At 59.4% G+C, this 26,002-nt stretch carries 19 protein-coding genes; 15 read left to right on the forward strand and 4 right to left on the reverse strand.

Going from position 1 to position 26,002, the window contains the following annotated elements; genetic code table 11:
* Positions 1 to 101 precede the first annotated feature (101 nt).
* The 8 genes from ACM6J5_RS28615 (at position 102) to ACM6J5_RS28650 (ending at position 10,877) form a co-directional block, all read left to right on the forward strand.
* Positions 102 to 1,727: an ABC transporter substrate-binding protein gene (locus ACM6J5_RS28615; RefSeq protein WP_095942368.1), complete on the forward strand. Its 1,626-nt coding sequence runs from the start codon at positions 102 to 104 to the stop codon at positions 1,725 to 1,727.
* A 303-nt stretch (positions 1,728 to 2,030) separates the two neighbouring features.
* Entirely contained in the window at positions 2,031 to 3,632 is a 1,602-nt protein-coding gene (locus tag ACM6J5_RS28620; protein WP_150672199.1) for an ABC transporter substrate-binding protein, read from the forward strand.
* Between the two features lie 173 nt (positions 3,633 to 3,805).
* Positions 3,806 to 5,239, forward strand: a complete 1,434-nt coding sequence (locus ACM6J5_RS28625; RefSeq protein WP_150672200.1) for an OprD family porin — start codon at positions 3,806 to 3,808, stop codon at positions 5,237 to 5,239.
* A 78-nt stretch (positions 5,240 to 5,317) separates the two neighbouring features.
* Positions 5,318 to 6,913, forward strand: a complete 1,596-nt coding sequence (locus tag ACM6J5_RS28630) for an ABC transporter substrate-binding protein (RefSeq protein ID WP_150672201.1) — start codon at positions 5,318 to 5,320, stop codon at positions 6,911 to 6,913.
* A 72-nt stretch (positions 6,914 to 6,985) separates the two neighbouring features.
* Positions 6,986 to 7,996, forward strand: a complete 1,011-nt coding sequence (locus ACM6J5_RS28635) for an ABC transporter permease subunit (RefSeq protein ID WP_095942372.1) — start codon at positions 6,986 to 6,988, stop codon at positions 7,994 to 7,996.
* 10 nt (positions 7,997 to 8,006) lie between these two features.
* Complete coding sequence (locus ACM6J5_RS28640; protein WP_095942373.1) at positions 8,007 to 8,918, forward strand: ABC transporter permease subunit; 912 nt, start codon at positions 8,007 to 8,009, stop codon at positions 8,916 to 8,918.
* Positions 8,919 to 8,928: 10 nt separating this feature from the next.
* The gene (locus ACM6J5_RS28645) at positions 8,929 to 9,897 is read left to right on the forward strand and encodes an ABC transporter ATP-binding protein (RefSeq protein ID WP_095942374.1); all 969 of its coding nucleotides are present in this window, start codon (positions 8,929 to 8,931) and stop codon (positions 9,895 to 9,897) included.
* The gene (locus ACM6J5_RS28650; RefSeq protein WP_414929774.1) at positions 9,897 to 10,877 is read left to right on the forward strand and encodes a peptide ABC transporter ATP-binding protein; all 981 of its coding nucleotides are present in this window, start codon (positions 9,897 to 9,899) and stop codon (positions 10,875 to 10,877) included. Before ACM6J5_RS28645 ends, ACM6J5_RS28650 begins: the two co-directional genes overlap by 1 nt.
* A 196-nt stretch (positions 10,878 to 11,073) precedes the next feature.
* On the opposite strand, the gene ACM6J5_RS28655 is transcribed toward ACM6J5_RS28650, so the two are convergent.
* Both ACM6J5_RS28655 and ACM6J5_RS28660 read right to left on the reverse strand, forming a co-directional pair.
* Positions 11,074 to 11,328: a hypothetical protein gene (locus tag ACM6J5_RS28655; RefSeq protein ID WP_095942376.1), complete on the reverse strand. Its 255-nt coding sequence runs from the start codon at positions 11,326 to 11,328 to the stop codon at positions 11,074 to 11,076.
* 338 nt (positions 11,329 to 11,666) lie between these two features.
* Positions 11,667 to 13,250: a peptide chain release factor 3 gene (locus ACM6J5_RS28660; protein ID WP_095942377.1), complete on the reverse strand. Its 1,584-nt coding sequence runs from the start codon at positions 13,248 to 13,250 to the stop codon at positions 11,667 to 11,669.
* A 440-nt stretch (positions 13,251 to 13,690) separates the two neighbouring features.
* Between ACM6J5_RS28660 and ACM6J5_RS28665 the strand changes: the two genes are divergently transcribed.
* The 5 genes from ACM6J5_RS28665 (at position 13,691) to ACM6J5_RS28685 (ending at position 18,966) form a co-directional block, all read left to right on the forward strand.
* Positions 13,691 to 14,407 carry an ABC transporter permease gene (locus ACM6J5_RS28665; protein ID WP_095942378.1) on the forward strand — a complete coding sequence of 239 codons (717 nt, stop codon included), beginning with the start codon at positions 13,691 to 13,693 and terminating at the stop codon, positions 14,405 to 14,407.
* Positions 14,408 to 14,427: 20 nt separating this feature from the next.
* Positions 14,428 to 15,321 carry a glycine betaine ABC transporter substrate-binding protein gene (locus ACM6J5_RS28670; RefSeq protein WP_414929775.1) on the forward strand — a complete coding sequence of 298 codons (894 nt, stop codon included), beginning with the start codon at positions 14,428 to 14,430 and terminating at the stop codon, positions 15,319 to 15,321.
* 12 nt (positions 15,322 to 15,333) lie between these two features.
* On the forward strand, positions 15,334 to 15,987 hold the full coding sequence (locus ACM6J5_RS28675; protein WP_095942380.1) for an ABC transporter permease: 654 nt from the start codon (positions 15,334 to 15,336) through the stop codon (positions 15,985 to 15,987).
* Entirely contained in the window at positions 15,984 to 17,141 is a 1,158-nt protein-coding gene (locus ACM6J5_RS28680; protein ID WP_414929776.1) for a betaine/proline/choline family ABC transporter ATP-binding protein, read from the forward strand. Before ACM6J5_RS28675 ends, ACM6J5_RS28680 begins: the two co-directional genes overlap by 4 nt.
* A 661-nt stretch (positions 17,142 to 17,802) precedes the next feature.
* A complete protein-coding gene (locus tag ACM6J5_RS28685) occupies positions 17,803 to 18,966 on the forward strand; it encodes a type III PLP-dependent enzyme (protein WP_095942382.1) in 1,164 nt (387 codons plus the stop codon).
* Between the two features lie 157 nt (positions 18,967 to 19,123).
* On the opposite strand, the gene ACM6J5_RS28690 is transcribed toward ACM6J5_RS28685, so the two are convergent.
* On the reverse strand, positions 19,124 to 19,855 hold the full coding sequence (locus tag ACM6J5_RS28690; RefSeq protein WP_414929823.1) for a tetratricopeptide repeat protein: 732 nt from the start codon (positions 19,853 to 19,855) through the stop codon (positions 19,124 to 19,126).
* 30 nt (positions 19,856 to 19,885) lie between these two features.
* Positions 19,886 to 20,566 (reverse strand): Fe2+-dependent dioxygenase, encoded by a 681-nt coding sequence (locus ACM6J5_RS28695; RefSeq protein ID WP_414929777.1) that lies wholly within the window; start codon positions 20,564 to 20,566, stop codon positions 19,886 to 19,888.
* Positions 20,567 to 20,772: 206 nt separating this feature from the next.
* Between ACM6J5_RS28695 and ACM6J5_RS28700 the strand changes: the two genes are divergently transcribed.
* Together ACM6J5_RS28700 and ACM6J5_RS28705 are read left to right on the forward strand one after the other, a co-directional pair.
* The gene (locus ACM6J5_RS28700) at positions 20,773 to 23,097 is read left to right on the forward strand and encodes a TonB-dependent receptor (RefSeq protein WP_414929778.1); all 2,325 of its coding nucleotides are present in this window, start codon (positions 20,773 to 20,775) and stop codon (positions 23,095 to 23,097) included.
* A 254-nt stretch (positions 23,098 to 23,351) separates the two neighbouring features.
* Positions 23,352 to 25,880 carry a PepSY domain-containing protein gene (locus ACM6J5_RS28705; RefSeq protein WP_414929779.1) on the forward strand — a complete coding sequence of 843 codons (2,529 nt, stop codon included), beginning with the start codon at positions 23,352 to 23,354 and terminating at the stop codon, positions 25,878 to 25,880.
* Positions 25,881 to 26,002 lie beyond the last annotated feature (122 nt).

Genomic DNA, 26,002 nt, shown 5'->3' on the forward strand with positions numbered 1-26,002 from the left:
CTGGATCTTGCATTGGGTATGGCCCCTGCATAAGTATCCGCAGGCACGACTCACGAGGTCGTCCTCTAATTCCAAAAATGACAACAAATCATGAGGCCACCATGCTTAAACACGCGGTCATTCCGTTTTTAGTTGGCGCAAGCTTGTTAGCCAGCGCACCGTTCGCCCAAGCAGCGACTAACCTGGTGTTCTGCTCCGAAGGGAGCCCGGCCGGTTTCGATCCAGGTCAATACACCACCGGAACCGACTTCGACGCCTCTGCAGAAACCATGTTCAACCGCCTCACCCAGTTCGAGCGCGGCGGTACCGCCGTAATTCCTGGTCTGGCGACCAGCTGGGACGTCTCCGATGACGGCCTGACGTACACCTTCCACCTGCGTGAAGGCGTCAAGTTCCATACCACGCCGTACTTCAAGCCAACTCGTGAGTTCAACGCCGACGACGTGCTGTTCACCTTTAATCGCATGATTAACAAGGATGACCCGTTCCGCAAAGCGTACCCGACTGAATTCCCGTACTTCACCGACATGGGGATGGATACCAACATCACCAAGATCGATAAAGTCGACGACAAGACTGTCAAGTTCACCCTCAAGGACGTTGATGCCGCGTTCATCCAGAACATGGCCATGAGCTTCGCCTCGATCCAGTCCGCCGAGTACGCTGCCCAGCTGCTCAAGGACGGCAAGGCCGCCGACATCAACCAGAAGCCGGTTGGTACTGGCCCGTTCGTGTTCAAGAGCTACCAGAAAGACTCCAACATCCGCTACACCGGGAACAAGGACTACTGGAAGCCTGACGACGTGAAGATCGACAACCTGATCTTCGCCATCACCACCGACCCATCGGTACGTATCCAGAAGCTGAAGAAGAACGAGTGCCAGGTCACCCTGTTCCCTCGTCCGGCCGACCTGAAGGCACTGCGCGAAGACAAGACCCTGAAGCTGCCTGACCAGGCGGGTTTCAACCTCGGTTACATCGCCTACAACGTGATGCCCAAGGTCAAGGGACAAACCGATGCGAACCCGCTGGCTGACCTGAAGGTACGCCAGGCAATGGACATGGCGGTCAACAAGCAACAGATCATCGACTCCGTGTACCAGGGTGCCGGCCAGCTGGCGGTCAACGCCATGCCTCCGACCCAGTGGTCCTACGACACCACCATCAAGGATGCGCCGTACAACCCTGAGAAAGCCAAAGAGCTGCTCAAGGAAGCCGGCGTGAAAGATGGCACCGAAATCGTTCTCTGGGCGATGCCGGTACAGCGTCCATACAACCCGAACGCCAAGCTGATGGCAGAAATGCTGCAGTCCGACTGGTCCAAGATCGGCCTCAAGGTCAAGATCCAGAGCTACGAGTGGGGCGAGTACATCAAGCGTTCCAAAGGTGGCGAGAACCAGGCGATGCTGATTGGCTGGAGCGGTGACAATGGTGATCCGGACAACTGGCTGAACGTGCTGTTCGGCTGCGACTCGCTGGAAGGCAACAACTTCTCCAAATGGTGCGACAAGAAGTTTGACGACATCGTCAAGCAAGCCAAGCGCACTTCGGACCAAAGCAAACGCACCGAGCTGTACAAACAGGCGCAACACGTCCTCAAAGACGCCGTGCCTATGACACCTATCGCTCACTCGACGGTGTTCCAACCCATGCGCGCCAACGTGCAGGACTTCAAGATCAGCCCATTTGGCTTGAACTCCTTCTACGGCGTCAGCGTCAGCAAATAAGGTTTTGCAACGGCGACGTTCCTGACGTCGCCGTTGCTTTATCTTCCGAGAAGGCAGGAATTCGCCTACATCCTAATCCGCAGCTGACTACAGCATCGGGCGAGGACGCGTTGCCATTTCCTACGAGTCTTTAGGACTCTACGCATTTACTGCCGGACCCATGGCTCATACCGTCGGGATCTGACCAGTGCACGCGTGGGTCATCGGTTACTGCTGTGTGCATGGCTTGAAATCAGTGATGCCTCTACGTCCGCGGACGGGACGGCGGCTCATTGAAAACACTTTGAGAGAAAAGGAAGCGTTATGCGCCATACCCTGGTTTTATCCGCATTGCTGGGCACCGGCCTGTTGGCCGCCACTTCCATCAGCCAGGCCGCCAACAACAGCCTGGTGTTCTGCTCCGAAGGCAGCCCCGCCGGTTTCGACACGGCGCAGTACACCACTGCGACCGACAACGACGCCGCCGAGCCGCTGTACAACCGGTTGGCGGAGTTTGAAAAAGGCGCGACCAACGTCGTACCGGGCCTGGCCACGAGCTGGGATATTTCCGAGGACGGCCTCAAATACACGTTTCACCTGCGCGAAGGGGTGAAGTTTCATACCACCAAATACTTCACGCCGACCCGCGACTTCAATGCAGATGACGTGCTGTTCACCTTCAATCGCATGCTCGATCCGCAGCAACCTTTCCGTAAGGCTTATCCGACAGAGTTTCCTTACTTCAACGGCATGAGCCTGAACAAGAACATCGCCAAGGTCGAAAAGACCGGGCCGCTGACCGTGGTCATGACGCTCAATAGCGTGGACGCCGCGTTCATCCAGAACATCGCCATGAGCTTCGCCGCCATCCTTTCGGCCGAATACGCCGACAAGCTGCTGGCCGAAGGCAAGCCGAGCGACATCAACCAGAAGCCGATCGGCACCGGGCCGTTCGTGTTCAAGAGCTACCAGAAAGACTCGAACATCCGTTACACCGGCAACCAGCAGTACTGGGATCCGAGCCGGGTCAAGCTCGACAACCTGATTTTCGCCATCAACACCGACGCCTCGGTGCGCGTGCAGAAACTCAAGGCCGGCGAGTGCCAGATCACCCTGCACCCGCGCCCTGCCGATGTGACTGCGCTGAAGAACGACCCGGCCCTGCAACTGATCGAGAAGCCTGGTTTCAACCTCGGCTACATCGCCTACAACGTGCGCCACAAACCCTTCGACCAGCTCGAAGTGCGCCAGGCGCTGGACATGGCGGTGAACAAGCAAGGCATTCTCAATGCCGTCTACCAGGGCGCGGGGCAACTGGCGGTCAACGCCATGCCGCCGACCCAATGGTCCTATGACGACACGATCAAGGACGCCGCCTACAACCCGGAAAAAGCCAGGGAATTGCTCAAGGCTGCCGGCGTCAAGGAAGGCACCGAAATCACCCTTTGGGCCATGCCGGTCCAGCGTCCGTACAACCCCAACGCCAAGTTGATGGCCGAGATGCTCCAGGCCGACTGGGCGAAGATCGGCCTCAAGGTCAAGATCGTCAGCTATGAGTGGGGCGAGTACATCAAGCGCACCAAGAATGGCGAGCACGACATCAGCCTGATCGGCTGGACCGGTGACAACGGTGATCCGGACAACTGGCTGGGCACGCTCTACAGTTGCGACGCCATTGGCGGCAACAACTACTCGATGTGGTGTGATCCGGCTTACGACAAGCTGATCAAGCAGGCCAAGGTCGTCACCGACCGCGACCAGCGCACCCTGCTCTACAAACAGGCGCAGCAGTACCTCAAGCAGCAGGTGCCGATCACGCCAGTCGCTCACTCAACGGTCAACCAGCCGCTGAGCGCCAAAATCGAAGGGTTCAAGGTGAGCCCGTTCGGTCGCAACGTTTTCTCGGGTGTCAGCATAGAAAAATAACCGATTAGCCAGAAATGCCGGGGGGCGGATTTTCCGCCCTCACGCAGACGCTTTGCCGTCTTTTGCCAATTTGGCCTGCAGCAAACGTTTGCGATGCCGTGAATGAGTTCTAAACCAATAGCCGGATCACAAAAAAAGACCGGCATAAAAAAAGAAAGTAAGGAGCTTTACCCATGAAACTGAGCAGCACCGCGTTATTGGCCTTGGCCATAAGCAGCGTAACCGCCACGGCTTACGCAGAGTCCCAAAGCCAGGCTTTCACCCCGGTTACCGTGAACGAGAAAAACGCCCAAAGCGAAGCCACCGGCTTTGTCGAAGGCCAGTCGATCACCGGCACCACGCGTAACTGGTATGCCAACGAGCAACTGCAACGCGGCGCCAAGTTCGCCTACAAAAAGGACGGCGTTTCGACCCCGACCGATCGCCGGATCAACTGGGTCCAGGGCACCATCCTCAAGTACAACTCGGGCTTCACCGAAGGCACCGTAGGCTTCAGCACTGAAGTGGCGGCATACAACGCCATCGCCCTGGACCGGGACCGCAAAGACCTGGCGTCCAACAACGGTGGCGCGCCGGGCTCTCGTCCAGGCGCGGGCAACAACCGTACTCTGACCAAAGAAGGCGGCGACGCTCAAGGCCAGTGGAGCAAACTGGGCCTGGCCAACGTCAAGGCGCGTGTCTCCAACAGCACCCTGACCGCCGGCCGCATGAACTTCAGCAGCCCGATGGTCGACGTGATCGGTAACCGTGCACTGCCTTCGAGCTTCCAGGGCGTGGCCCTGCACAGCGAAGAGCTGAACAACCTGGCCTTCGACCTGGCCACCTTCGACCGCAACTCACCGCGTACCGAAGAAAGCCAGCGCAAATTCCGCACCGAATACGCCAACGGCATCGTCGAAACCGACCACGTTCACACCGGCGGTATCACCTACACCCCATTTGCCAGCCTGACCACCAGCCTCTGGGCGACCCAGGCTGAAGACATCTGGAACCAGTACTACTTCGGCGCCTCTCACGTACTGGGCGACAGCCAGGTACTGAGCCTGACCACCGGCCTGAACTACTACAAAACCAAGGAAACCGGTAAAGCCCTGATCGGTGATATCGACAACGACACCTACTCGCTGTCGTTCGGCCTGACCCACCAGGCCCACACCCTGACCCTCTCGTATCAGGAGGTGAACGGTAACGAGTACTTCGACTACCTGCACGAAACCAACGGCATCTACCTGGCCAACTCCCTGCTGTCGGACTTCAACGGCCCGAACGAAAAATCGTTCCAGGTTGCCTACGGTCTGAACATGGCCGAATACGGCGTGCCAGGCCTGAAGTTCAACATCTACCAGGCTCGCGGCTGGGGCATCGACGGTACTCACTACACCGGCAACGGCGGCGTGGCAGGCAAGGGTTACGACGGCATCCAGTCCCAGGATGGCGAACACCACTATGAATACGGCATCGGCGCGACCTACGCCGTGCAGAGCGGCCCGCTCAAGGCCACCACGATCCGCGGCACCTACACCGCTCACCGTGCCAGCGAAAACCAGGCTGACGGCAGCATCAACGAGTTCCGTCTCGTGACCACGGTTCCGTTCAACATCCTGTAATGCCCGTGCCGAACGGCTGATTCAATGACGAATCGGCCGTTCGGCTTTTGTCCTTTAACTGATTGCAGAGGGTTCTTGATGAAAATGCTTCCCCTACGTGCGGCCATCGCGGCTGCCTTGCTGAGTGTCGCGATGGGTGTATCGGCCAAGCCGCTGGTGGTCTGCACCGAAAACAGCCCCGAAGGCTTCGACATGGTCCAGTACACGACTGCAGTCACCGCCGATGCCGTGGCCGAAACCATCTTCAATCGGCTGGCGGACTTCAAGCCCGGCACCACCGAAGTGATTCCGGCGCTGGCCGATTCCTGGGACATCAGCGAAGACGGCCTGACCTACACGTTCCATTTGCGTAAAGGCGTCAAGTTCCACACCACCGAATACTTCAAGCCGACCCGCGACATGAATGCCGACGATGTGGTCTGGAGCTTCCAGCGCCAGCTGGACCCGAATCATCCGTGGCACAAACTGTCGAGCGTGGGCTTCCCGTACTTTGAAAGCATGGGCTTCAAGGAACTGCTCAAGAGCGTCGAGAAAGTCGACGACAACACGGTCAAGTTCACCCTGACCCGTCGCGAAGCGCCGTTCCTGGCCGACATTGCCATGGCTTTCTCCTCGATCTACTCCGCCGAGTACGCCGACCAGTTGCTCAAGGCGAACAAGACCGGCGACCTGAACAACAAGCCAGTCGGCACCGGCCCGTTCGTATTCCAGCGCTACAACAAGGACGCCCAGGTTCGCTTCAAGGCCAACCCGGATTACTTCCGTGGCAAGCCACCGGCTGATGCGCTGATCCTGGCCATCGCCACCGACAACAACGTGCGCCTGCAAAAGCTCAAGGCCAACGAGTGCCAGGTCGCGCTGTATCCGAAGCCGGATGATATCCCGAGCATCAAGAAAGACGACAAGCTGAAAGTCGATGAACTGAACGCGATGACCGTCGCGTACATCGCCATCAACACCACGCACAAGTACCTGAGCGATGTGCGGGTGCGTAAAGCCATCGACATCGCTTTCGACAAGGAAGCGGCTGTCAACGCGCTGTTCGGCAAGGGCAATGCAACAGCCGCAGTCAACCCGTTCCCGGACACCCTGCTGGGCTTCAACCACACACTGAAGAACCCGGCCCGTGACCTGGACAAGGCCCGTGCCCTGCTCAAGGAAGCCGGCGTACCGGAAGGCACCACCTTCACCCTGTTCACCCGCAACGGAGGCGGTGCAACCAACCCGAACCCGATGCTCGGCGCGCAGATGATGCAAGCCGACCTGGCCAAGGTCGGGATCAAGATCGACATCCGCGTGATGGAATGGGGCGAAATGCTCAAACGCGCGAAAAACGGCGAGCACGACATGGTTTCCGCCGGATGGGCGGGCGACAACGGCGACCCGGATAACTTCCTGACGCCTATGCTCAGTTGTGAAGCGGCCAAGAACGGCGAAAACTATGCACGCTGGTGCAATGACAAGTTCCAGGCCCTGATCGATCAGGCCCGGGAAAAAACCGACCCGGCCGAACGCGCAGCGCTCTACGAACAGGCCCAGGTTATTTTCAACCAGGACCAGCCGTGGATCAGCTTGGCACACACTAGAATGTTTACCGCAATGCGCAACAACGTAGAGGGCTATCACATTAGCCCACTCACCACGAATAACTTCGCCACCACCCAGGTGAAGTAATAAGAAAACTCCCGGCATTCCTGACCCAGGCATGCCGGGCACGCCTAACCGGCTGATGAGGTACAACACACGATGTTTAGTTTTATTGCCCGCCGACTGGGGTTGTTGATCCCCACGTTCTTCGGCATCACCTTGCTGACTTTCGCGCTGATTCGCATGATCCCGGGCGACCCCGTAGAAGTCATGATGGGAGAACGCAGGGTCGATCCCGAAATGCACGCTCAGGCAATGGAACGCCTAGGTCTGAACAAACCCCTGTATGCCCAGTACCTGGATTACATCGGCAAGCTGGCCCACGGCGATCTCGGGGAATCCCTGCGTACCCGTGAAAGCGTGTGGAGCGAGTTCACCTCCCTGTTCCCCGCGACCCTGGAACTGTCCATGGCCGCCCTGTTGTTCGCCGGCATCCTGGGCCTCCTGGCCGGGGTAATCGCGGCACTCAAGCGAGGGTCCCTGTTCGACCATGGGGTGATGGGTATCTCCCTGGCGGGATACTCGATGCCGATCTTCTGGTGGGGCCTGATCCTGATCATGTTCTTCTCGGTAAGCCTTGGCTGGACCCCGGTATCCGGGCGGATCGACCTGCTGTATGACATCGAGCCGCGCACCGGCTTCATGCTGATCGATACCCTGCTGGCCGACGAGCCGGACGCCTTCTTCGACGCCCTGCACCACTTGATCCTGCCAGCCATTGTGCTGGGTACCATCCCGCTGGCGGTGATCGCACGGATGACCCGTTCCTCGATGCTCGAAGTGCTGCGCGAAGACTACATCCGCACCGCCAAGGCCAAAGGCCTGTCGCCGGCGCGCGTGGTGTTCGTGCACGGTCTGCGCAACGCGCTGATTCCGGTGCTGACGGTGGTCGGCCTGCAAGTCGGCACCCTGCTGGCCGGTGCGGTCCTGACCGAAACCATCTTCTCGTGGCCCGGCATCGGCAAATGGCTGATCGAAGCCATTGGCGCCCGGGATTATCCCGTCGTGCAAAACGGCATCCTGTTAATCGCCTGCCTGGTGATTGTGGTCAACTTCGTAGTGGACATCCTCTACGGCTTTGCCAACCCACGCATCCGTCATCAGCGCTGAGATCATGACCATGACCACTCCAATTCCATCGGTAGCAGTCGATCAAAGCCTGCTGTACCCGTCTCCGTACAAAGAATTCTGGCAAGCGTTCTCCAAGAACAAAGGTGCCGTCGCCGGTCTGATGTTCATGCTGCTGGTGATTTTCTGCGCCATCTTCGCCCCGTGGGTCGCCCCTCATGACCCGAGCGAGCAATACCGCGACTTCCTGCTGACTCCGCCGGCCTGGCTGGAAGGTGGGCAACTGCAGTTCCTGCTCGGCACCGATGAGCTGGGCCGCGACCTGCTGTCGCGTCTGATCACTGGCTCGCGCCTGTCCTTGATGATCGGCTTGTCCTCGGTGGTGATGTCGCTGATTCCGGGGATCCTGCTGGGTCTGTTCGCCGGGTTTTTCCCGCGCGTGCTCGGCCCGACCATCATGCGTCTGATGGACATCATGCTGGCCCTGCCGTCCCTGCTGCTGGCCGTGGCGATCGTCGCCATCCTCGGCCCTGGCCTGATCAACACCGTGATCGCCATTGCCGTGGTGTCCCTGCCGTCCTACGTTCGTCTGACCCGCGCTGCGGTGATGGGCGAACTGAACCGCGACTACGTGACCGCCGCGCGCCTGGCCGGTGCCGGCCTGCCACGCCTGATGTTCGTCACCGTGCTGCCAAACTGCATGGCGCCGCTGATCGTTCAGGCCACCCTGAGCTTCTCCTCGGCGATCCTCGATGCCGCCGCACTGGGCTTCCTCGGCCTTGGCGTACAACCGCCAACCCCTGAGTGGGGCACCATGCTGGCTTCGGCCCGCGACTACATCGAACGCGCCTGGTGGGTGGTGAGCCTGCCTGGTTTGACCATTTTGCTCAGCGTGCTGGCAATCAACCTGATGGGCGACGGCCTGCGCGATGCGCTGGACCCGAAACTCAAGAACGCCGCCTGAGGAGATTCCCATGTCACTGCTAGAAATCAAGAATCTCAACGTTCGCTTCGGCGACAAAACCGCTACGCCAGTCGTCGATGGTCTCGACCTGCAAGTGGACAAGGGCGAAGTGCTGGCCATCGTTGGCGAGTCCGGCTCCGGCAAGTCCGTGACCATGATGGCGCTGATGGGCCTGATCGAGCATCCGGGGATCGTCACCGCTGACGCCCTGAATTTCGACGGCAAGAACATGCTCAAGCTCAACAATCGCCAGCGTCGACAGATCGTCGGTAAAGACCTGTCCATGGTCTTCCAGGATCCGATGACCGCGCTGAACCCGAGCTACACCGTCGGTTTCCAGATCGAAGAAGTGCTGCGCCTGCACCTGAAAATGTCCGGCAAGGCTGCCCGCAAGCGCGCCATCGAACTGCTGGAAAAAGTCGAGATCCCGGGTGCCGCTAGCCGCATGGACGCCTACCCGCATCAACTGTCCGGTGGCATGAGCCAGCGTGTCGCGATTGCCATGGCAATTGCCGGCGAACCGAAACTGCTGATCGCCGACGAACCGACCACCGCACTGGACGTCACCATTCAGGCGCAGATCATGGACCTGCTGCTGGCCTTGCAGAAAGAGCAGAACATGGGCCTGGTGCTGATCACCCACGACCTCGCCGTCGTGGCTGAAACCGCCCAGCGCGTGTGCGTGATGTACGCAGGCCAAGCGGTCGAAGTCGGTCAGGTGCCGCAACTGTTCGACATCCCGGCGCACCCGTACAGCGAAGCGCTGCTCAAGGCGATTCCGGAACACAGCCTGGGCGCCTCGCGCCTGTCGACCCTGCCGGGCATCGTTCCCGGTCGCTACGACCGCCCGCAAGGTTGCCTGCTGTCGCCACGCTGCCCGTACGTGAAAGACAACTGCCGTCAACAACGTCCGGCCCTTGACCAGAAAAGCAACAGCCTCGCTCGCTGCTTCTACCCGCTGAACCAGGAGGTGGCGTAATGGCCGTCGTTCTTACCGCCCGTGACCTGACCCGTCACTACGAGGTGTCCCGAGGCCTGTTCAAGGGTCACGCCACCGTGCGCGCCCTCAACGGTGTGTCGTTCGAACTGGAAGCCGGCAAGACCCTCGCTGTCGTCGGCGAATCGGGTTGCGGCAAATCCACCCTGGCCCGTGCCCTGACTCTGATCGAAGTGCCGTCCTCCGGCTCCTTGAAAATCGCCGGGCAAGAAGTTGCCGGCGCCGACAAGGCCCAGCGCAAGCAACTGCGCAAGGACGTGCAGATGGTGTTCCAGAGCCCGTACGCCTCGTTGAACCCTCGGCAGAAAGTCGGCGATCAACTGGCTGAGCCGCTGCTGATCAACACCAACCTGAGCGCCGCGGAACGTCGCGAGAAAGTCCAGGCGATGATGAAGCAAGTGGGCTTGCGTCCCGAGCACTACCAGCGTTATCCGCACATGTTCTCCGGCGGTCAGCGCCAGCGGATCGCCCTGGCCCGCGCGATGATGCTGCAACCGAAAGTGCTGGTGGCGGACGAGCCGACCTCGGCACTGGACGTGTCGATTCAGGCGCAGGTGCTCAACCTGTTCATGGATTTGCAACAGGAGTTCAACACCGCCTATGTGTTCATCTCCCACAACCTGGCAGTGGTACGCCACGTTGCCGACCACGTGATGGTGATGTACCTCGGTCGTCCGGTGGAAATGGGGGCGAAAGAGGACATTTACTCCCGCCCTCTGCACCCCTACACCCAGGCGCTGTTGTCGGCGACGCCGGCCATCCACCCGGATCCGGACAAGCCGAAAATCAAGATCGTCGGCGAGTTGCCCAACCCGTTGAATCCGCCGTCCGGCTGCGCCTTCCATAAGCGCTGCCCGTACGCCACCGAGCGTTGCAGCACTGAAGAGCCGGCCCTGCGCCTGCTCGCCGGCCGCCAGGTGGCTTGCCACTACGCCGAACAATTCCTCGACGGCGCGGCATAAAAAACTGTAGGAGCCAGCCTGCTGGCGATAGCGGCATACCAGTCAACATTTCTGTTTACGAGTACACCGCAATCGCCAGCAGGCTGGCTCCTACAGGGATTGAGTAGCTCAAGCAGTCAGCGTTAACCCGCCCCCTTCCGCCTCGATTGCGCATCATTCAGGTAGAAGGGGGTTTCTTTTGCCTGCAATAGAGTGACTAGGTCTGGCTGTCGCCTTCTTCCTCATCGGAGTCCGGCTCGTCGGTGGTCGAGTCATCGTCGTTGTCAGCACCACCCTGCCCCTGATCTCCTGGTTCCGATTCTGACTTGGCGATCATCAACCCCGCATAACCCGCCTGCCCGCTCGAAGCCTGCTCCCCATGATCGATACACTCGGCCCACGCCATCGAAGTTCCGAGCGAAAACATCACCATCACCTTCAACAGCAGTAAAACGCGAAACAATCTGTTCATAGCCGATTCCTTCCTTTCGTTGAGTGCCTGTCTGGCGCTGAGTCAAATCTAGTTCCGATCAGCCGGGTTCTCCAGATTGGATGCTATCGAGCGGGGGAAAATGCAGAGGGTTTGGAGACTGGTTTGGAATAGGGGCTATTCCCAATTCCACTAACACCAAAGAACCGTGTAGGAGCGAGCTCGCTCGCGATGGACGTTAACGATGACGCGCTCTGTCCGGATAAACGCAGCGCGGCTGGAATCTTCGCGAGCAAGCTCGCTCCTACAGGGAATTGCAACAGACAATAAAAAGCCCCGAGGCTTTCACGTCGGGGCTTTTGGATTTTGCAATTCAGCGCTTAGTGATGCTCACGCGTCGCACGGAATTTCACGTCCGGCCAGCGCTCTTCCATCAGGGCCAGGTTGACCCGCGTAGGCGCGAGGTAGGTCAGGTGACCGCCGCCGTCCAGTGCCAGGTTTTCCACGGCCTTGTTGGAGAATTCCTCAAGCTTCTTCTTGTCGCTGCATTCGATCCAGCGCGCCGAGTAAACAGTGATCGGCTCGTAGGAGCACTCGACCTTGTATTCCTCCTTCAAACGGCTGGCGACCACATCGAACTGCAGCACACCGACGGCGCCGAGGATGATGTCGTTGCTGCGTTCCGGGAAGAACACCTGGGTCGCGCCTTCTTCGGCCAGCTGTTGCAGGCCCTGGCGCAGTTGCTTGGATTTCAGCGGATCTTTCAGGCGTACACGGCGGAACAATTCCGGAGCGAAGTGCGGGATGCCGGTGAAACCCAGGACTTCGCCTTCGCTGAAGGTGTCGCCGATCTGGATGGTGCCGTGGTTGTGCAGGCCGATGATGTCGCCGGCAAACGCCTCTTCAAGCTGCTCACGCTCGGAGGAGAAGAAGGTCAGCGCGTCGCCGATCCGCACGTCCTTGCCGGTGCGCACGTGGCGCATCTTCATGCCTTTTTCGTACTTGCCGGAGCAGATACGCATGAAGGCGATGCGGTCGCGGTGTTTCGGGTCCATGTTCGCCTGGATCTTGAAGATGAAGCCCGAGAACTTCTCTTCCACCGGCTCCACGGTACGCTCGTTGGCCACGCGTGCCAGTGGGCGGGGGGCCCAATCAACCACGGCGTCGAGGACGTGGTCGACACCGAAGTTGCCCAGTGCCGTACCGAAGAATACCGGGGTCAGTTGGCCGTCGAGGAACTCCTGCTGGTTGAACTCGTGGCAGGCGCCCTGCACCAGTTCCAGCTGTTCGATGAAACGCTCGTACTCGTCACCCAAATGGGCGCGGGCTTCATCGGAGTCGAGCTTCTCGATGATTTTCACATCGGTGCGCTCATGGCCGTGACCGGCGGTGTACACGATGATGTAGTCATCGGCAAGGTGATACACGCCCTTGAAGTCGCGGTAGCAACCAATCGGCCAGGTGATCGGCGCCGCCTTGATCTTGAGGACGGCCTCGATTTCGTCGAGCAGTTCGATCGGGTCGCGGATGTCACGGTCGAGTTTGTTGATGAAGCTGACGATCGGCGTGTCACGCAGACGGCAGACGTCCATCAGGGCGATGGTCCGTGGCTCTACACCTTTACCGCCGTCGAGCACCATCAACGCCGAGTCCACTGCTGTCAGGGTGCGGTAGGTGTCTTCGGAGAAGTCTTCGTGGCCCGGGGTGTCGAGCAGGTTGATCATGTGTTCGCGATACGGGAACTGCATGACCGACGTGGTAATGGAGATACCACGCTGCTTTTCCATTTCCATCCAGTCGGAGGTGGCATGGCGATCGGATTTACGAGATTTCACCGTACCGGCTACCGCAATCGCCTTGCCCATCAGCAAGAGCTTCTCGGTGATGGTGGTCTTACCGGCATCGGGGTGGGAAATAATGGCGAAAGTGCGGCGTTTCGCGACTTCGGCGGCCTGTTTGGTCATGGGAAATCGCCTGGCAGGTGATTCAAAAAAGGGCGCAGATTATAGCCCAAGTTGATCCAAGAACCGAACCGTTGAGCATATTAGGGGTGGCCAAATGCTGCTTCAGATGGGAACCTTTTAAAGCAAGGAGACGTCCACTCCCCCGTTACGACCACTCGTCGGGGGCCTGAAACACCTGCAAATCGGCCTGACGAGGCTGTGCTCATGGCTCGATAAGCCGTGCGCTTACCCTCTGTAGGAGCGAGCTCGCTCGCGAAAAACGTCCAGACAACGCGTACATTCAAGTACCCAGCGTTATCGTTGACGCCCATCGCGAGCAGGCTCGCTCCTACAGTGGAACGCGCTCGGCTTGAGCTGCTTCTCGCGATCATTTTTTCGGCAGCCAGGAATGGCGTTGCCACACGAAAAAGTGTTCGCCGACTGAAAAAAGGAGTCCGCCTGTGGCTATCCACTATGGCAAAGGGCTGATAGGAGGCGCGCTGGTAATCGCCCTTCTGGCCCTGCTGATCCAATGGATCGGCATCAACACGATCGAACTTTACCGCGACGATTTGTTGTTTTACCTGCAAGCTCATCTGGTTCTCGTCCTCGCTTCCATGCTGGCCGCCCTTGTCGTGGGCATTCCTGCCGGCATCTTCCTCAGCCGCCCGTCCATGGTCGGCCGCGCCGAACGCTTCATGCAGTTCTTCAACATCGGCAACACCGTTCCGCCCCTGGCCGTCCTGGCCATCGCCCTGGGCATTCTCGGCATCGGCAGCGGTCCTGCCATCTTCGCCCTGTTCCTCGCCTCGCTACTGCCCATCGTGCGCAACACCTATGAAGGCCTGAAAAACGTTCAGGGTTCGCTCAAGGAAGCCGCCGTCGGCATCGGCATGACCCCGCTCCAGGTGCTGTGGAAAGTCGAATTGCCCAACGCGGTGCCGATCATCATCGGTGGTGTGCGCGTGGCATTGGCGATCAATGTCGGGACGGCGCCGCTGGCGTTCCTGATCGGCGCCAACAGTCTCGGCAGCCTGATTTTCCCTGGCATCGCCCTGAACAATCAGCCGCAATTGCTGCTCGGCGCGGCCTGCACCGCCCTGCTGGCCTTATTGCTCGACGGCCTGGTGACACTCGCCAGCCGCCTCTGGCTCGAACGCGGCTTGCGCCCGTCTTAAGCCTCGGCAAAGGAATCGTCATGAAAACATCAAGCTTTTTACTAGGCTGCGTCCTGCTGTTCGCAGGATTTGCCCATGCCGCCGACAAACCCTTGATACGCATCGGCGCTCGGGTGTTCACCGAACAAACCCTGCTGGCGGAAATCACTTCGCAGTACCTGCGCACCAAGGGTTACGAGGTGCAAGTGACCGGCGGCCTGGGCAGCAATCTGGCCCGCAGCGCCCACGAAAGTGGCCAGCTGGACATGCTCTGGGAATACACCGGCGTTTCGCTGGTGGCCTACAACCATGTGACTGAAAAACTCGACAGCGAACAGTCCTACGCACGAGTAAAAGAACTCGACGCGAAAAAAGGCCTGGTCTGGCTCACCCCGTCGAAATTCAGCAACACCTACGCCCTCGCCCTGCCGAAGAACGTCGCCGACCAATACCCGCAAATCAACACCATCAGTGAGCTGAACAGGGTGCTGCGCAAGGAAGCCGAGACCAACAACCTGGTGGCGCTGGATACCGAGTTCGCCAACCGTTCGGACGGTCTGGATGGCATGGTCAAGCTCTACGACATGAACCTGACCCGCAAGAACATCCGGCAGATGGACGCCGGCCTGGTCTATACCGCGTTGCGTAACGGCCAGGTGTTTGCCGGCCTGGTCTACACCACCGACGGTCGCCTCAACGCCTTCAAGCTGAAGCTGCTGGAAGACGACAAGCATTACTTCCCGGACTACACCGCCGCGCCGGTGGTGCGTCAGGCCTACCTCGACGCGCATCCGCAATTGGCCGCTCAACTCAAGCCGCTGGCTGAACTGTTCGACGACAACACCATGCGCGAACTCAACGCGCGGGTCGACGTCGAGCACCAAAGTCCTTCCGCCGTTGCCGCCGATTTTCTGCGCCAGCACCCGATCAATTAAGGAGGAAAAGTCATGGAATTCCTGAACGCCTTTTCCCATCTCGACTGGCCATTGGTCTTACACCTGACGTGGCAACACATCACCCTGGTCGGCATTGCCGTGACCCTGGCGATTCTGGTCGGCGTGCCATTGGGCATTTTGATGACGCGCTTCCCGAGTCTCGCCGGCCCCTTGCAAGCCAGCGCCACGGTGCTGCTGACCGTGCCGTCGATTGCCTTGTTCGGCCTGCTGCTGCCGTTCTACTCCAAGTTCGGCCAGGGCCTGGGGCCGATGCCGGCGATTACCGCGGTGTTCCTGTACTCACTGCTGCCGATCATGCGCAACACCTACCTGGCCCTGACCAATGTCGAGCCGGGCATCCGCGAAGCCGCCCGCGGCATCGGCATGACCTTCGGCCAGCGCCTGCGCATGGTCGAACTGCCCATCGCCGTGCCGGTGATCCTCGCTGGTGTGCGCACCGCCGTGGTGATGAACATCGGCGTCATGACCATCGCCGCCACCATCGGCGCCGGCGGCCTGGGCGTACTCATCCTCGCTTCCATCAGCCGCAGTGACATGTCGATGCTGATTGTCGGTGCCGTACTGGTCAGCGTGCTGGCGATCATCGCCGACCTGATCCTGCAAATGCTGCAACGCTCGCTGACTCCAAAAGGACTCCTGAAATGATCGAACTTCAAAACCTCAGCAAGACCTTCCAAAGCAACGGCAAAGATGTGAAAGCCGTGGACTCGGTAAGCCTGACCGTCAATGAAGGCGAAATCTGCGTGTTCCTCGGGCCATCGGGTTGCGGCAAAAGCACCACGCTGAAAATGATCAACCGTCTGATCAAACCGACCTCGGGCAAGATCCTGATCAATGGCGAAGACACCACCGGCCTCGACGAAGTGACGCTGCGCCGCAACATCGGCTACGTGATCCAGCAGATCGGCCTGTTTCCGAACATGACCATCGAGGAGAACATCGTCGTGGTGCCGAAACTGCTCGGCTGGGACAAGCAGAAATGCCACGACCGCGCCCGCGAGTTGATGAGCATGATCAAGCTTGAACCCAAGCAATACCTGAATCGTTATCCACGGGAATTGTCCGGTGGCCAACAACAGCGGATCGGCGTCATTCGCGCACTGGCCGCCGATGCGCCGCTGTTGCTGATGGACGAACCCTTCGGTGCGGTCGACCCGATCAACCGCGAGATGATCCAGAACGAATTCTTCGACATGCAGCGGGCGCTGAACAAGACCGTGATCATGGTCAGCCACGACATCGACGAGGCGATCAAGCTCGGCGACAAGATCGCGATCTTCCGCGCCGGCAAGCTGCTGCAGATCGATCACCCGGACACTCTGCTCGCGCACCCGGCGGATGAATTTGTCAGCAACTTCGTCGGCCAGGACAGCACACTCAAGCGTCTGCTGTTGGTGAAAGCCGAAGATGCAGCGGACAACGCACCCTCCGTCAGCCCGCATACCCCGGTGACCGAAGCGCTGGAGTTGATGGACGAGCATGACCGACGCTATGTCGTGGTCACTTGTGCCGAGAATAAAGCCCTGGGTTACGTACGACGTCGCGACCTGCACCGTCAGACCGGCACCTGCGCGCAGTACCAACGCGACTTCAATGCCACGGCGGCGTACGACGAACATTTGCGCATCCTGCTGTCACGCATGTACGAGTTCAATCGGGCGTGGTTGCCGGTAATGGATGCCGAGCGGGTGTTCCTTGGCGAGGTCACGCAGGAGTCGATTGCGGCGTATCTGAGCTCTGGTCGGTCGCGCGGGATGAAGACAAATATCGTCTCGCCGGCCGAGGCGGTGGTCGCCTGATCACCCAAATCGCCCGGTAAAAAACGCAAAACCTGTAGGAGTGAACCTGCTCGCGATAGCGCAATATCAGTCAACGACGATGTTGGCAGTGAAAATGCCATCGCGAGCAGGCTCGCCCCTACAAGGTTTGTGCAATTTTTGGGTAATCGGCATACCGGAAAAAAATATCAACAGTGGCGTCTGTAAAAACCATCCGTAAACACGCTCTGAAATAGTCAAATCCCCTCTCAGCCCACCTTTTCGCAGACAACGTCGCCGATGTTGACGCCATCGTAGTTACTAGCGACTTGGCGTACAAAAGCGTCGAACGTGCAGGTATTTTTAACACCTCCGAATTCCTCGGGAACATCCGACTGTCATCTGTGTCGGTTACAAAGAGTAATGCTCGTAACGCGCGTCAGAAGAGTGCAAAAACGCGACATTTTTTGTTGATCTCAAGCCCCTCACGCCCTAAAGTTCGCGCCGAACGTCCATGCTGGAAACGATCCATCCGGCTCAAGTACTGACGACGAGACAGCAAGGCCAAGGGAAAGCTGCACTTCCCATGGCCTTTTTGCTTTCGGCGACATGCCTTGGGAAGTAGGCGAACCAAAGTGGGGATACGGAGGACGTTCATTTGCACCCATTGTTTTTACTCGTTTGCCATTAGGAGCTCCCAGGTATGTCGATCCAGGTCGAAGACTATTTCGCGCGCGAAACCTTTCAGAAAATGAAGGCGTTCGCCGACAAACAGGAAACCCCGTTCGTGGTGATCGACACCGCGATGATCAGCCAGGCCTATGACGACCTGCGCGCCGGTTTCGAATTCGCCAAGGTCTACTACGCGGTCAAGGCCAACCCGGCCGTCGAGATCATCGACCTGCTCAAAGAGAAAGGCTCGAGCTTCGACATCGCCTCTATCTATGAGCTGGACAAAGTGCTGGATCGCGGCGTCAGCGCCGACCACATCAGCTACGGCAACACCATCAAGAAGTCCAAGGACATCCGCTACTTCTACGAGAAGGGCGTGCGCCTGTTCGCCACCGACTCCGAAGCCGACCTGCGCAACATCGCCAAGGCCGCCCCGGGTGCAAAAGTTTATGTGCGCATCCTGACCGAAGGCTCGACCACCGCCGACTGGCCACTGTCGCGCAAATTCGGCTGCCAGACCGACATGGCCATGGACCTGCTGATCCTCGCCCGCGACCTGGGCCTGGTGCCTTACGGCATCTCGTTCCACGTCGGCTCGCAACAGCGCGACATCAGCGTCTGGGACGCGGCGATCGCCAAGGTCAAAGTGATCTTCGAGCGCCTGAAGGAAGAAGACGGCATTCACCTGAAGCTGATCAACATGGGCGGCGGCTTCCCGGCCAACTACATCACCCGCACCAACAGCCTGGAAACCTACGCCGAGGAAATCATCCGCTTCCTGAAGGAAGACTTCGGTGATGACCTGCCGGAAATCATCCTCGAGCCAGGCCGCTCGCTGATCGCCAACGCCGGCATCCTGGTCAGCGAAGTGGTACTGGTCGCACGTAAATCCCGTACCGCGGTAGAGCGTTGGGTGTACACGGATGTGGGCAAATTCTCCGGTCTGATCGAAACCATGGACGAAGCCATCAAGTTCCCGATCTGGACCGAGAAAAAGGGCGAGATGGAAGAAGTGGTCATCGCCGGTCCTACCTGCGACAGCGCCGACATCATGTACGAAAACTACAAGTACGGCCTGCCGCTGAACCTGGCCATCGGTGATCGCCTGTACTGGCTGTCGACCGGTGCGTATACCACCAGCTACAGCGCCGTCGAGTTCAATGGCTTCCCGCCGCTGAAGTCGTTCTACGTGTAAAGACTGCCTAAAAAACAAAAAACCCATGACATGTCATGGGTTTTTTTGTTTATGCAAATCCCTGTGGAAGCGAGCTTGCTCGCGATGGCGATAGGTCAGTCAACATTGATGTTGAATGTCATGACGTCATCGCGAGCAAGCTCGCTCCCACAAAGATTCAAGAGACCGGGGTCAATTCGACGACTCGATGATGAAATTCGTGGGCCAGTGCATGAATCCTTGGATCGGTCGCGCTCGACAACGCCTGACTCGCCACTCGCAGAAAATTCAAATTCCCCCCGGCCAACGCCTTGCGCAGCCAGACCAATGCATCCTCGATATTCCCTTCGTCGGTCAAGACCGCTGCAAAGCTGAACTGCCCGCGAAAATCCCCGCCCTCGGCCGAACGTCGATACCAGTTACGAGCCGCTGCCGGATCCGCCGGACAGACCCGCCCTTCTTCCAGATACCGCCCCAACAGATTCATCGATTTTGCATGGCCCGACTCAGCCGCACGACGATACAGACTCAGTGCTTGAAGTTGATCCTCAACCACCCCGCGTCCGGTGGCCAGCAGATTGGCGTAGTTGTACATCGCCCAATCCAGCCCTGCCGTGGCGGCAAGTCGGTAATGCCTGGCCGCTAGCGATGCATCGGCAGCACAGCCCCAACCATGCTCATGACAACGGCCAAGCATGTTGCGCGCCATCACATGCCCGCGCCGCGCGGCGATGTCGAACCAACGCAGCGCCAGCGGCCGATCCTGAGCAATGCCCTGCCCGTCCAGCAAAATCTGCCCGAGCAACGCCTGCGCATCAAGGACGTCTTCGCGGGCCGCGATCAGAATCGCCTGGGCCGCCCGGGCCGGGCTTTCGTCGAGCATCGCGCGCAGGCGCTCACCGTCGAGCATTTCCTCGCGGCGTAAACGAAAATCCGCCACTTACACCTCGACCCAGCGACGCAACAGGTTGTGATAGGTACCGGTCAGGCGGATCAGCGATGGATGATCGGGCACATCGCGGGTCAGTTGCTGGATGGCCCCGTCCATCTCGAACAACAGGGCGCGCTGGCTGTCTTCACGCACCAGGCTTTGCGTCCAGAAAAACGAGGCGAGTCGCGTTCCCCGCGTCACCGCGTTGACCTTGTGCAGACTGGTGCCTGGGTACAGCACCATGTCACCGGCAGGCAGCTTCACCCGTTGGGTGCCGAAGGTGTCCTGGATTTCGAGCTCGCCGCCGTCGTAATCCTCCGGTTCGCTGAAGAACAGCGTGGCGGACAAATCCGTACGCACCCGCTCGATGCTGCCCTTGGGTTGACGCACCGCGTTGTCGATATGGAAGTCGAAACTGCCACCGGCGGTGTAACAGTTCAGCAACGGAGGAAAGACTTTGTGCGGCAAGGCTGCTGACATGAACAGCGGATTTTTCCACAGCCGCTCCAGCATCGCCGCGCCGATCTCCTTGGCCAGCGGATGCCCTTCAGGCAACTGCAAATTGTGCTTGGCCTTGGCCGACTGGTAACCGGCGGTGATCTTGCCATCGGCCCAATCGGCTTGCTCCAGAGCCTCGCGAATGCGCCGCACCTCGTCTTTTTCGAACAGACCTGGAATATGCAGCAGCATGGCAAGACACCTGAAAACAAAGGGATGCCAATGGTATTGATTCTTATTGCCTGTGTAAAACCCATCTGACGAATGAGTCAGCAAAAACCGTAAGGTTAAATTGTAAAGAATGTAAATTCAGTGCGAATAGTAATATTTCGCAATTGTTACGAATACGTATTTACCCTATATTCCGCCACCTCAAATCCTGGGGGAGGGGAATTCAAATGTCGCGTCAACAACCACAAGTACCGGTCAGTTCACCACGTTTGCTCGCATCGGCCATCGGCATGGCGATTACTGCCGGGTCTGCGGGCCACATGGTTTTCGCGGCGGAAAAAACCGACGAAAAAGCACCGGACAAAGTGATTTCGCTGGGCGCCACCGCCATCACCGGCGAAGCCCAGGACGAGACAACCTACAACGTCGAGAAAGCCTCCTCGCCCAAGTACACCGCCCCGCTGATCGACACGCCGCGCTCGGTGACCGTCGTTCCGCAACAGGTTCTGAAAGACACCGGCTCGCTCAACCTGCAGGACGCGCTGCGCACTGTTCCGGGCATCACCTTCGGTGCGGGTGAAGGCGGTAACCCTCAGGGCGACCGTCCGTTCATCCGCGGTTTCGACGCCCAGGGCGACACCTACCTGGACGGTGTGCGCGATACCGGCTCCCAGAGCCGCGAAATCTTCGCCGTTGAATCGATCGAAGTCAGCAAGGGCCCGAACTCCGCCATCGGTGGTCGTGGCGCCGCGGGCGGCAGCATCAACCTGGTCAGCAAGAAAGCTCACCTGGGCGATTCGCTCGACGGTGGTTTCACCTGGGGCTCCGATCAGACCCAGCGCTACACCTTCGACGGCAACTACCAGTTCACCGACACCGCCGCTGGCCGTCTGAACCTGCTGAGCCACGAGAGCAACGTCGCCGGACGTGACAGCGTCAACTACGACCGTTGGGGTGTCGCACCGTCCCTGGCCTTCGGTCTGGGCACCGACACTCGCGTCAACCTCGACTACTACCATCTTGAAAGCAACGACCTGCCGGACTCGGGTATTCCGTACTCCATCCCGGTCGGTGGCTCGGCTGCCCGTACCAAGTCCAACCCGGACAAGCCGAATGACGGCGGTGACAGCAGCAACTTCTATGGTCTGACCGATCGCGACTTCCGCAAGACCCGCACCGACACCGCGACCTTCGCCATCGAGCACGACCTGAGCGACTCGCTGACCATCAAGAACACCCTGCGTCACGGCTCCAGCATGCAGGATTACATCCTGACCCAGCCGGACGACAGTAAAGGCAACGTCAACAACGGCAGTGTCTGGCGTCGGGCGAATACCCGCGTGAGCAACACCGAGACCACCACCAACCAGACCGACCTGTTTGGTGATATCTACATCGCCGGGTTCAAGAACAGCTTCTCCACCGGTGTCGAATACACACACGAGGAAAGTGAAAAATCCTCGTACAACGTCAACACGGACACCACCCCGAGAACGGCAGCGGTAACCAATAACTGCTCGCCAGCCCTGATCGGCGCGCCAAGCGGTTACAACTGCACCTCGCTGTCCAACCCGAACCCGAATGATCCGTGGAGCGGTGCCATCTCGCGCAACTTCGCCGGCACCGACACCAAGGCCAACACCTACGCACTGTATGTGTTCGACACCCTGACATTGACCGAGCAGTGGCTGGTGAACATGGGCCTGCGCTACGACCATTTCGACACCGACTACAAAACCTTCAACGGTTCCAGCGTGACCACGTCCAAGGGCGATGACACCAGCGAATTCGTTACCGGTCAGTTCGGTGTGGTGTACAAACCCGCCGAAAACGGCAGCATCTATGCGTCCTACGCGACGTCTGCCACGCCACCGGGCAACACCCTGGGTGAAGGTTCGGAAGGCAACCCGTTGGGTGGCACGCCGGATCGCAATGGCAACCTGCTGAAAAGCGACATGGAGCCGGAAACCACCAAGAACTACGAAATCGGTACCAAGTGGGACCTGCTGAACGATCGTCTGTCCCTGACTGCCGACATCTTCCGCACCGAGAAAGAAAACGCTCGTGTGCAGACCAACACCACGACTTACGAAAACGTCGGCAAAACCCGTGTTCAAGGTGTCGAACTGTCGGCCACCGGCAAGCTCACCGACAAATGGCAGGTCTTCGCCGGTTACGCCTACATGGACAGCGAGCAAGTCGATGGCGGCGACATGCCGGCAAACAAAGCCAATGATGGCAACGAATTGCCTAACACGCCGAAAAACAGCGCCAGCCTGTGGACGACCTATCAAGTCACGCCGAAGCTGACCATTGGCGGCGGTGCGTTCTATGTCGACGACGTGTTCGGCAGTGCCGCCAACACCACCATGGTCGATTCCTACGTTCGTTACGACGCGATGGCGGCCTACAAGCTGAGCAAGAACGTCGATTTGCAACTGAACGTGCAGAACCTGACCGACGAGACCTACTACGACAAGGCGTTCTCGACTCACTTCGCCAACCAGGCAGCCGGTCGCACCGCTTTGCTGAGTACCAACTTCCACTTCTGATGGAAATGCGACCAACAACTTCCTGTAGGAGCGAGCATGCTCGCGATGGTCGTCAACGATAACGCGACTAGCCTGACCCCCGCGTCGTTCTCGAGTTTTTCGCGAGCAGGCTCGCTCCTACATAGTTGGTGTGTGGCCAGGCCCCGTTCATCCACATGAACGGGGCCTTTGTGCGTAAAAAAGAATGCTTCTCGACAACCCCACGGCATAATGCGCGCCGTGATGAATCAATTTGAACGAACAAGGCGAGCGACGTGTTGAAGAAAACCCTGTTCCAGTTGCACTGGTTTTTCGGAATCAGCGCCGGGCTGGTCCTGGCCCTGATGGGCATCACCGGGGCGGCGGTGTCGTTTCAGGATGAAATCCTGAGCACACTCAACCCTTCCGTGTTGCAGGTCGATAAACAGGTCGCCGGTGTGCTGCCGCCCGTCGAACTGGTGGAGCGAATCGAAGCCGCGTCGGGCAAAAAAGTCTCGATGCTCACCGTGGAAACCGACAGCGGCAACGCCGCCAAAGTGTGGTTCACCCCGCCACCGGGCGAGCGCCGTGGCGAGATGCGTTACTTCGATCCCTACACCGCCGAGTTCCTTGGCGACGCCACCGGCCAGGACTTCTTCGGCCTGATGTTGCAACTGCACCGCTTTCTCGCCATGGGTGACACAGGTCGGCAGATCACCGGCGCGTGCACGCTGATCCTGGTGTTCTTCTGCCTGTCCGGCCTGTACCTGCGCTGGCCTCGCCAGTGGAGAAGCTGGCGCGCCTGGCTGACTCTGGACTGGAAGAAAAAGGGCCGCAGCTTCAACTGGGACCTGCACTCGGTGGCCGGCACCTGGTGTCTGGTGTTTTACCTCCTGGCGGCGCTAACCGGGCTGTCCTGGTCCTACGAGTGGTACAACAAAGGCCTGACCCGCTTGCTCTCCGACTCACCGCAGAGCGAACGCGTGCGCGGCGGACGCGGGCCTGCGCCGAGCGGTCCGGCACCGACAGCCGATTACGCGGCGATGTGGAGCAGCATCTACAGCACGGCCGGTCCGCTACTCAGTTCCTATAACGTGCGCATGCCGCCCGTGGCCGGGCAACCCGCGACTGTGTACTTCCTGCTGAAAAGTTCGCCTCACGACCGCGCCCTGAACCAGATCACCCTCGATCCGGCCACCGGCGTGGTCAAGCGCGTTGATCGCTACAGCGACAAGAGCCTCAAGGCGCAACTGCTGACCAGCATCTATGCGCTGCACGTCGGCAGCTACTTCGGCATCGTCGGGCGTATCATCCTGACCATCACCGCGCTGACCATGCCGCTGTTCTTCGTCACAGGCTGGATGCTGTACCTGGATCGTCGGCGCAAAAAACGCCAGATAAAAGAGGCGCGCAAAGACCTCGTGCAACCCGCCAGCGATGCGCCGACGTGGCTGATCGGCTTCGCCAGCCAAAGTGGTTTTGCCGAACAGCTGGCATGGCAAACCGCCGGGCAATTGCAGGCCGCAGGCTTGCCGGTCAAAGTGCAACCGTTGGCGGACGTCAGCGAGCAGGACTTGCATGAATCGAACAATGCCTTGTTCGTGGTCAGCACCTTTGGCGACGGCGAAGCACCGGACAGCGCCCGCGGTTTCGAACGCAAGGTACTGGGCCGCACTCCAAGTCTGGAACGCCTGAACTATGCAGTACTCGGCCTCGGCGACCGGCAATATCAACACTTCTGCGGATTCGCCAAGCGCCTGCACACCTGGCTCGGCGAACACGGCGGCAAAACCTTGTTCGCCCCGGTGGAGGTCGACAGCGGTGACCCTTACGCCTTGCGTCACTGGCAACAGCAATTGGGCCTGTTGACCGGCCAGGCTCCCGTGGATACCTGGCAAGCGCCCAGCTACAACAACTGGACCCTGCTGCATCGTGAACTGCTCAATCCGGACAGCAATGGTTCGCCGGTGTACTTGCTGGGCCTCAAGCCTCCTTCCACCAGCAGTTGGCTGGCAGGCGACCTGGTGGAAGTGATGCCACGCAATTGCCCGTGGGCCATCGAGCACTTCCTCGACGGCATGGGGATTCACGGGGAAACCAGAGTGCAACTCAACGGCCTGGAAGAAACCCTCGAACAGGCCCTGGCCAGCCGCCAGTTGCCGGAGAACCGCACCCATCTGGTCGGCCTGCACGCTCAAGCACTGGCAGAGGCCCTCGTACCGTTGGCCATGCGCGAGTATTCCATTGCCTCGATCCCGGCCGATGGCGTGCTGGAATTGATCGTGCGCCAGGTAGTGCATGCCGACGGCAACCTCGGCGTCGGTTCCGGCTGGTTGACCGAACACGCGCCGGTGGGCAGCTCCATCAGCCTGCGCGTGCGGCGCAACAGTGGTTTCCATCTGCCGGCCCAAGCGGTGCCGATGATCCTGCTGGGCAATGGCACGGGGCTGGCCGGGTTGCGCAGCCTGCTCAAGGCCCGGATTGCCGATGGTCAGCAACGTCACTGGCTGTTGTTTGGCGAGCGCCATCGCGAGCACGACTACCTGTGCCAAAAGGAGCTGGAGGAGTGGCTGATCAATGGTGACCTGGCGCGCCTCAACCTGGCGTTTTCCCGCGACCAGGCCGAAAAGATCTACGTGCAGGATCGCCTGCGTGAATCGGCAGCCGAGCTCAAGAAGTGGCTGGCGGACGGTGCGGTGATCTACATCTGCGGCAGCCTTCAAGGCATGGCTTCGGGCGTGGACCAGGTGCTCAACGAGGTGCTGGGCGCCGCCGAAGTGGAGCGCCTGATCGAACAGGGCCGCTACCGCCGCGACGTGTACTGACCCAATGATTTCCCTGTAGGAGCGAGCTTGCTCGCGATGGTCGTTAACGATGACGCGTTCATACAGGATGAGCGCGTTATCCTCAGGTTCATCGCGAGCAAGCTCGCTCCTACAGGGACCCA

The sequence above is a fragment of the Pseudomonas sp. IT-P74 genome (genome assembly GCF_949768175.1).
GTDB lineage: Bacteria > Pseudomonadota > Gammaproteobacteria > Pseudomonadales > Pseudomonadaceae > Aquipseudomonas.

Coding starts and splice junctions, on each gene's coding strand:
- ACM6J5_RS28675 (WP_095942380.1), top strand. CDS start 15,334: ATGGAATTCCTGAACGCCTTTTCCCATCTCGACTGGCCATTGGTCTTA.
- ACM6J5_RS28635 (WP_095942372.1), top strand. CDS start 6,986: ATGTTTAGTTTTATTGCCCGCCGACTGGGGTTGTTGATCCCCACGTTC.
- ACM6J5_RS28700 (WP_414929778.1), top strand. CDS start 20,773: ATGTCGCGTCAACAACCACAAGTACCGGTCAGTTCACCACGTTTGCTC.
- ACM6J5_RS28670 (WP_414929775.1), top strand. CDS start 14,428: ATGAAAACATCAAGCTTTTTACTAGGCTGCGTCCTGCTGTTCGCAGGA.
- ACM6J5_RS28660 (WP_095942377.1), bottom strand. CDS start 13,250: ATGACCAAACAGGCCGCCGAAGTCGCGAAACGCCGCACTTTCGCCATT.
- ACM6J5_RS28620 (WP_150672199.1), top strand. CDS start 2,031: ATGCGCCATACCCTGGTTTTATCCGCATTGCTGGGCACCGGCCTGTTG.
- ACM6J5_RS28685 (WP_095942382.1), top strand. CDS start 17,803: ATGTCGATCCAGGTCGAAGACTATTTCGCGCGCGAAACCTTTCAGAAA.
- ACM6J5_RS28625 (WP_150672200.1), top strand. CDS start 3,806: ATGAAACTGAGCAGCACCGCGTTATTGGCCTTGGCCATAAGCAGCGTA.
- ACM6J5_RS28630 (WP_150672201.1), top strand. CDS start 5,318: ATGAAAATGCTTCCCCTACGTGCGGCCATCGCGGCTGCCTTGCTGAGT.
- ACM6J5_RS28645 (WP_095942374.1), top strand. CDS start 8,929: ATGTCACTGCTAGAAATCAAGAATCTCAACGTTCGCTTCGGCGACAAA.
- ACM6J5_RS28655 (WP_095942376.1), bottom strand. CDS start 11,328: ATGAACAGATTGTTTCGCGTTTTACTGCTGTTGAAGGTGATGGTGATG.
- ACM6J5_RS28690 (WP_414929823.1), bottom strand. CDS start 19,855: ATGCTCGACGGTGAGCGCCTGCGCGCGATGCTCGACGAAAGCCCGGCC.
- ACM6J5_RS28615 (WP_095942368.1), top strand. CDS start 102: ATGCTTAAACACGCGGTCATTCCGTTTTTAGTTGGCGCAAGCTTGTTA.
- ACM6J5_RS28640 (WP_095942373.1), top strand. CDS start 8,007: ATGACCACTCCAATTCCATCGGTAGCAGTCGATCAAAGCCTGCTGTAC.
- ACM6J5_RS28695 (WP_414929777.1), bottom strand. CDS start 20,566: ATGCTGCTGCATATTCCAGGTCTGTTCGAAAAAGACGAGGTGCGGCGC.
- ACM6J5_RS28680 (WP_414929776.1), top strand. CDS start 15,984: ATGATCGAACTTCAAAACCTCAGCAAGACCTTCCAAAGCAACGGCAAA.
- ACM6J5_RS28650 (WP_414929774.1), top strand. CDS start 9,897: ATGGCCGTCGTTCTTACCGCCCGTGACCTGACCCGTCACTACGAGGTG.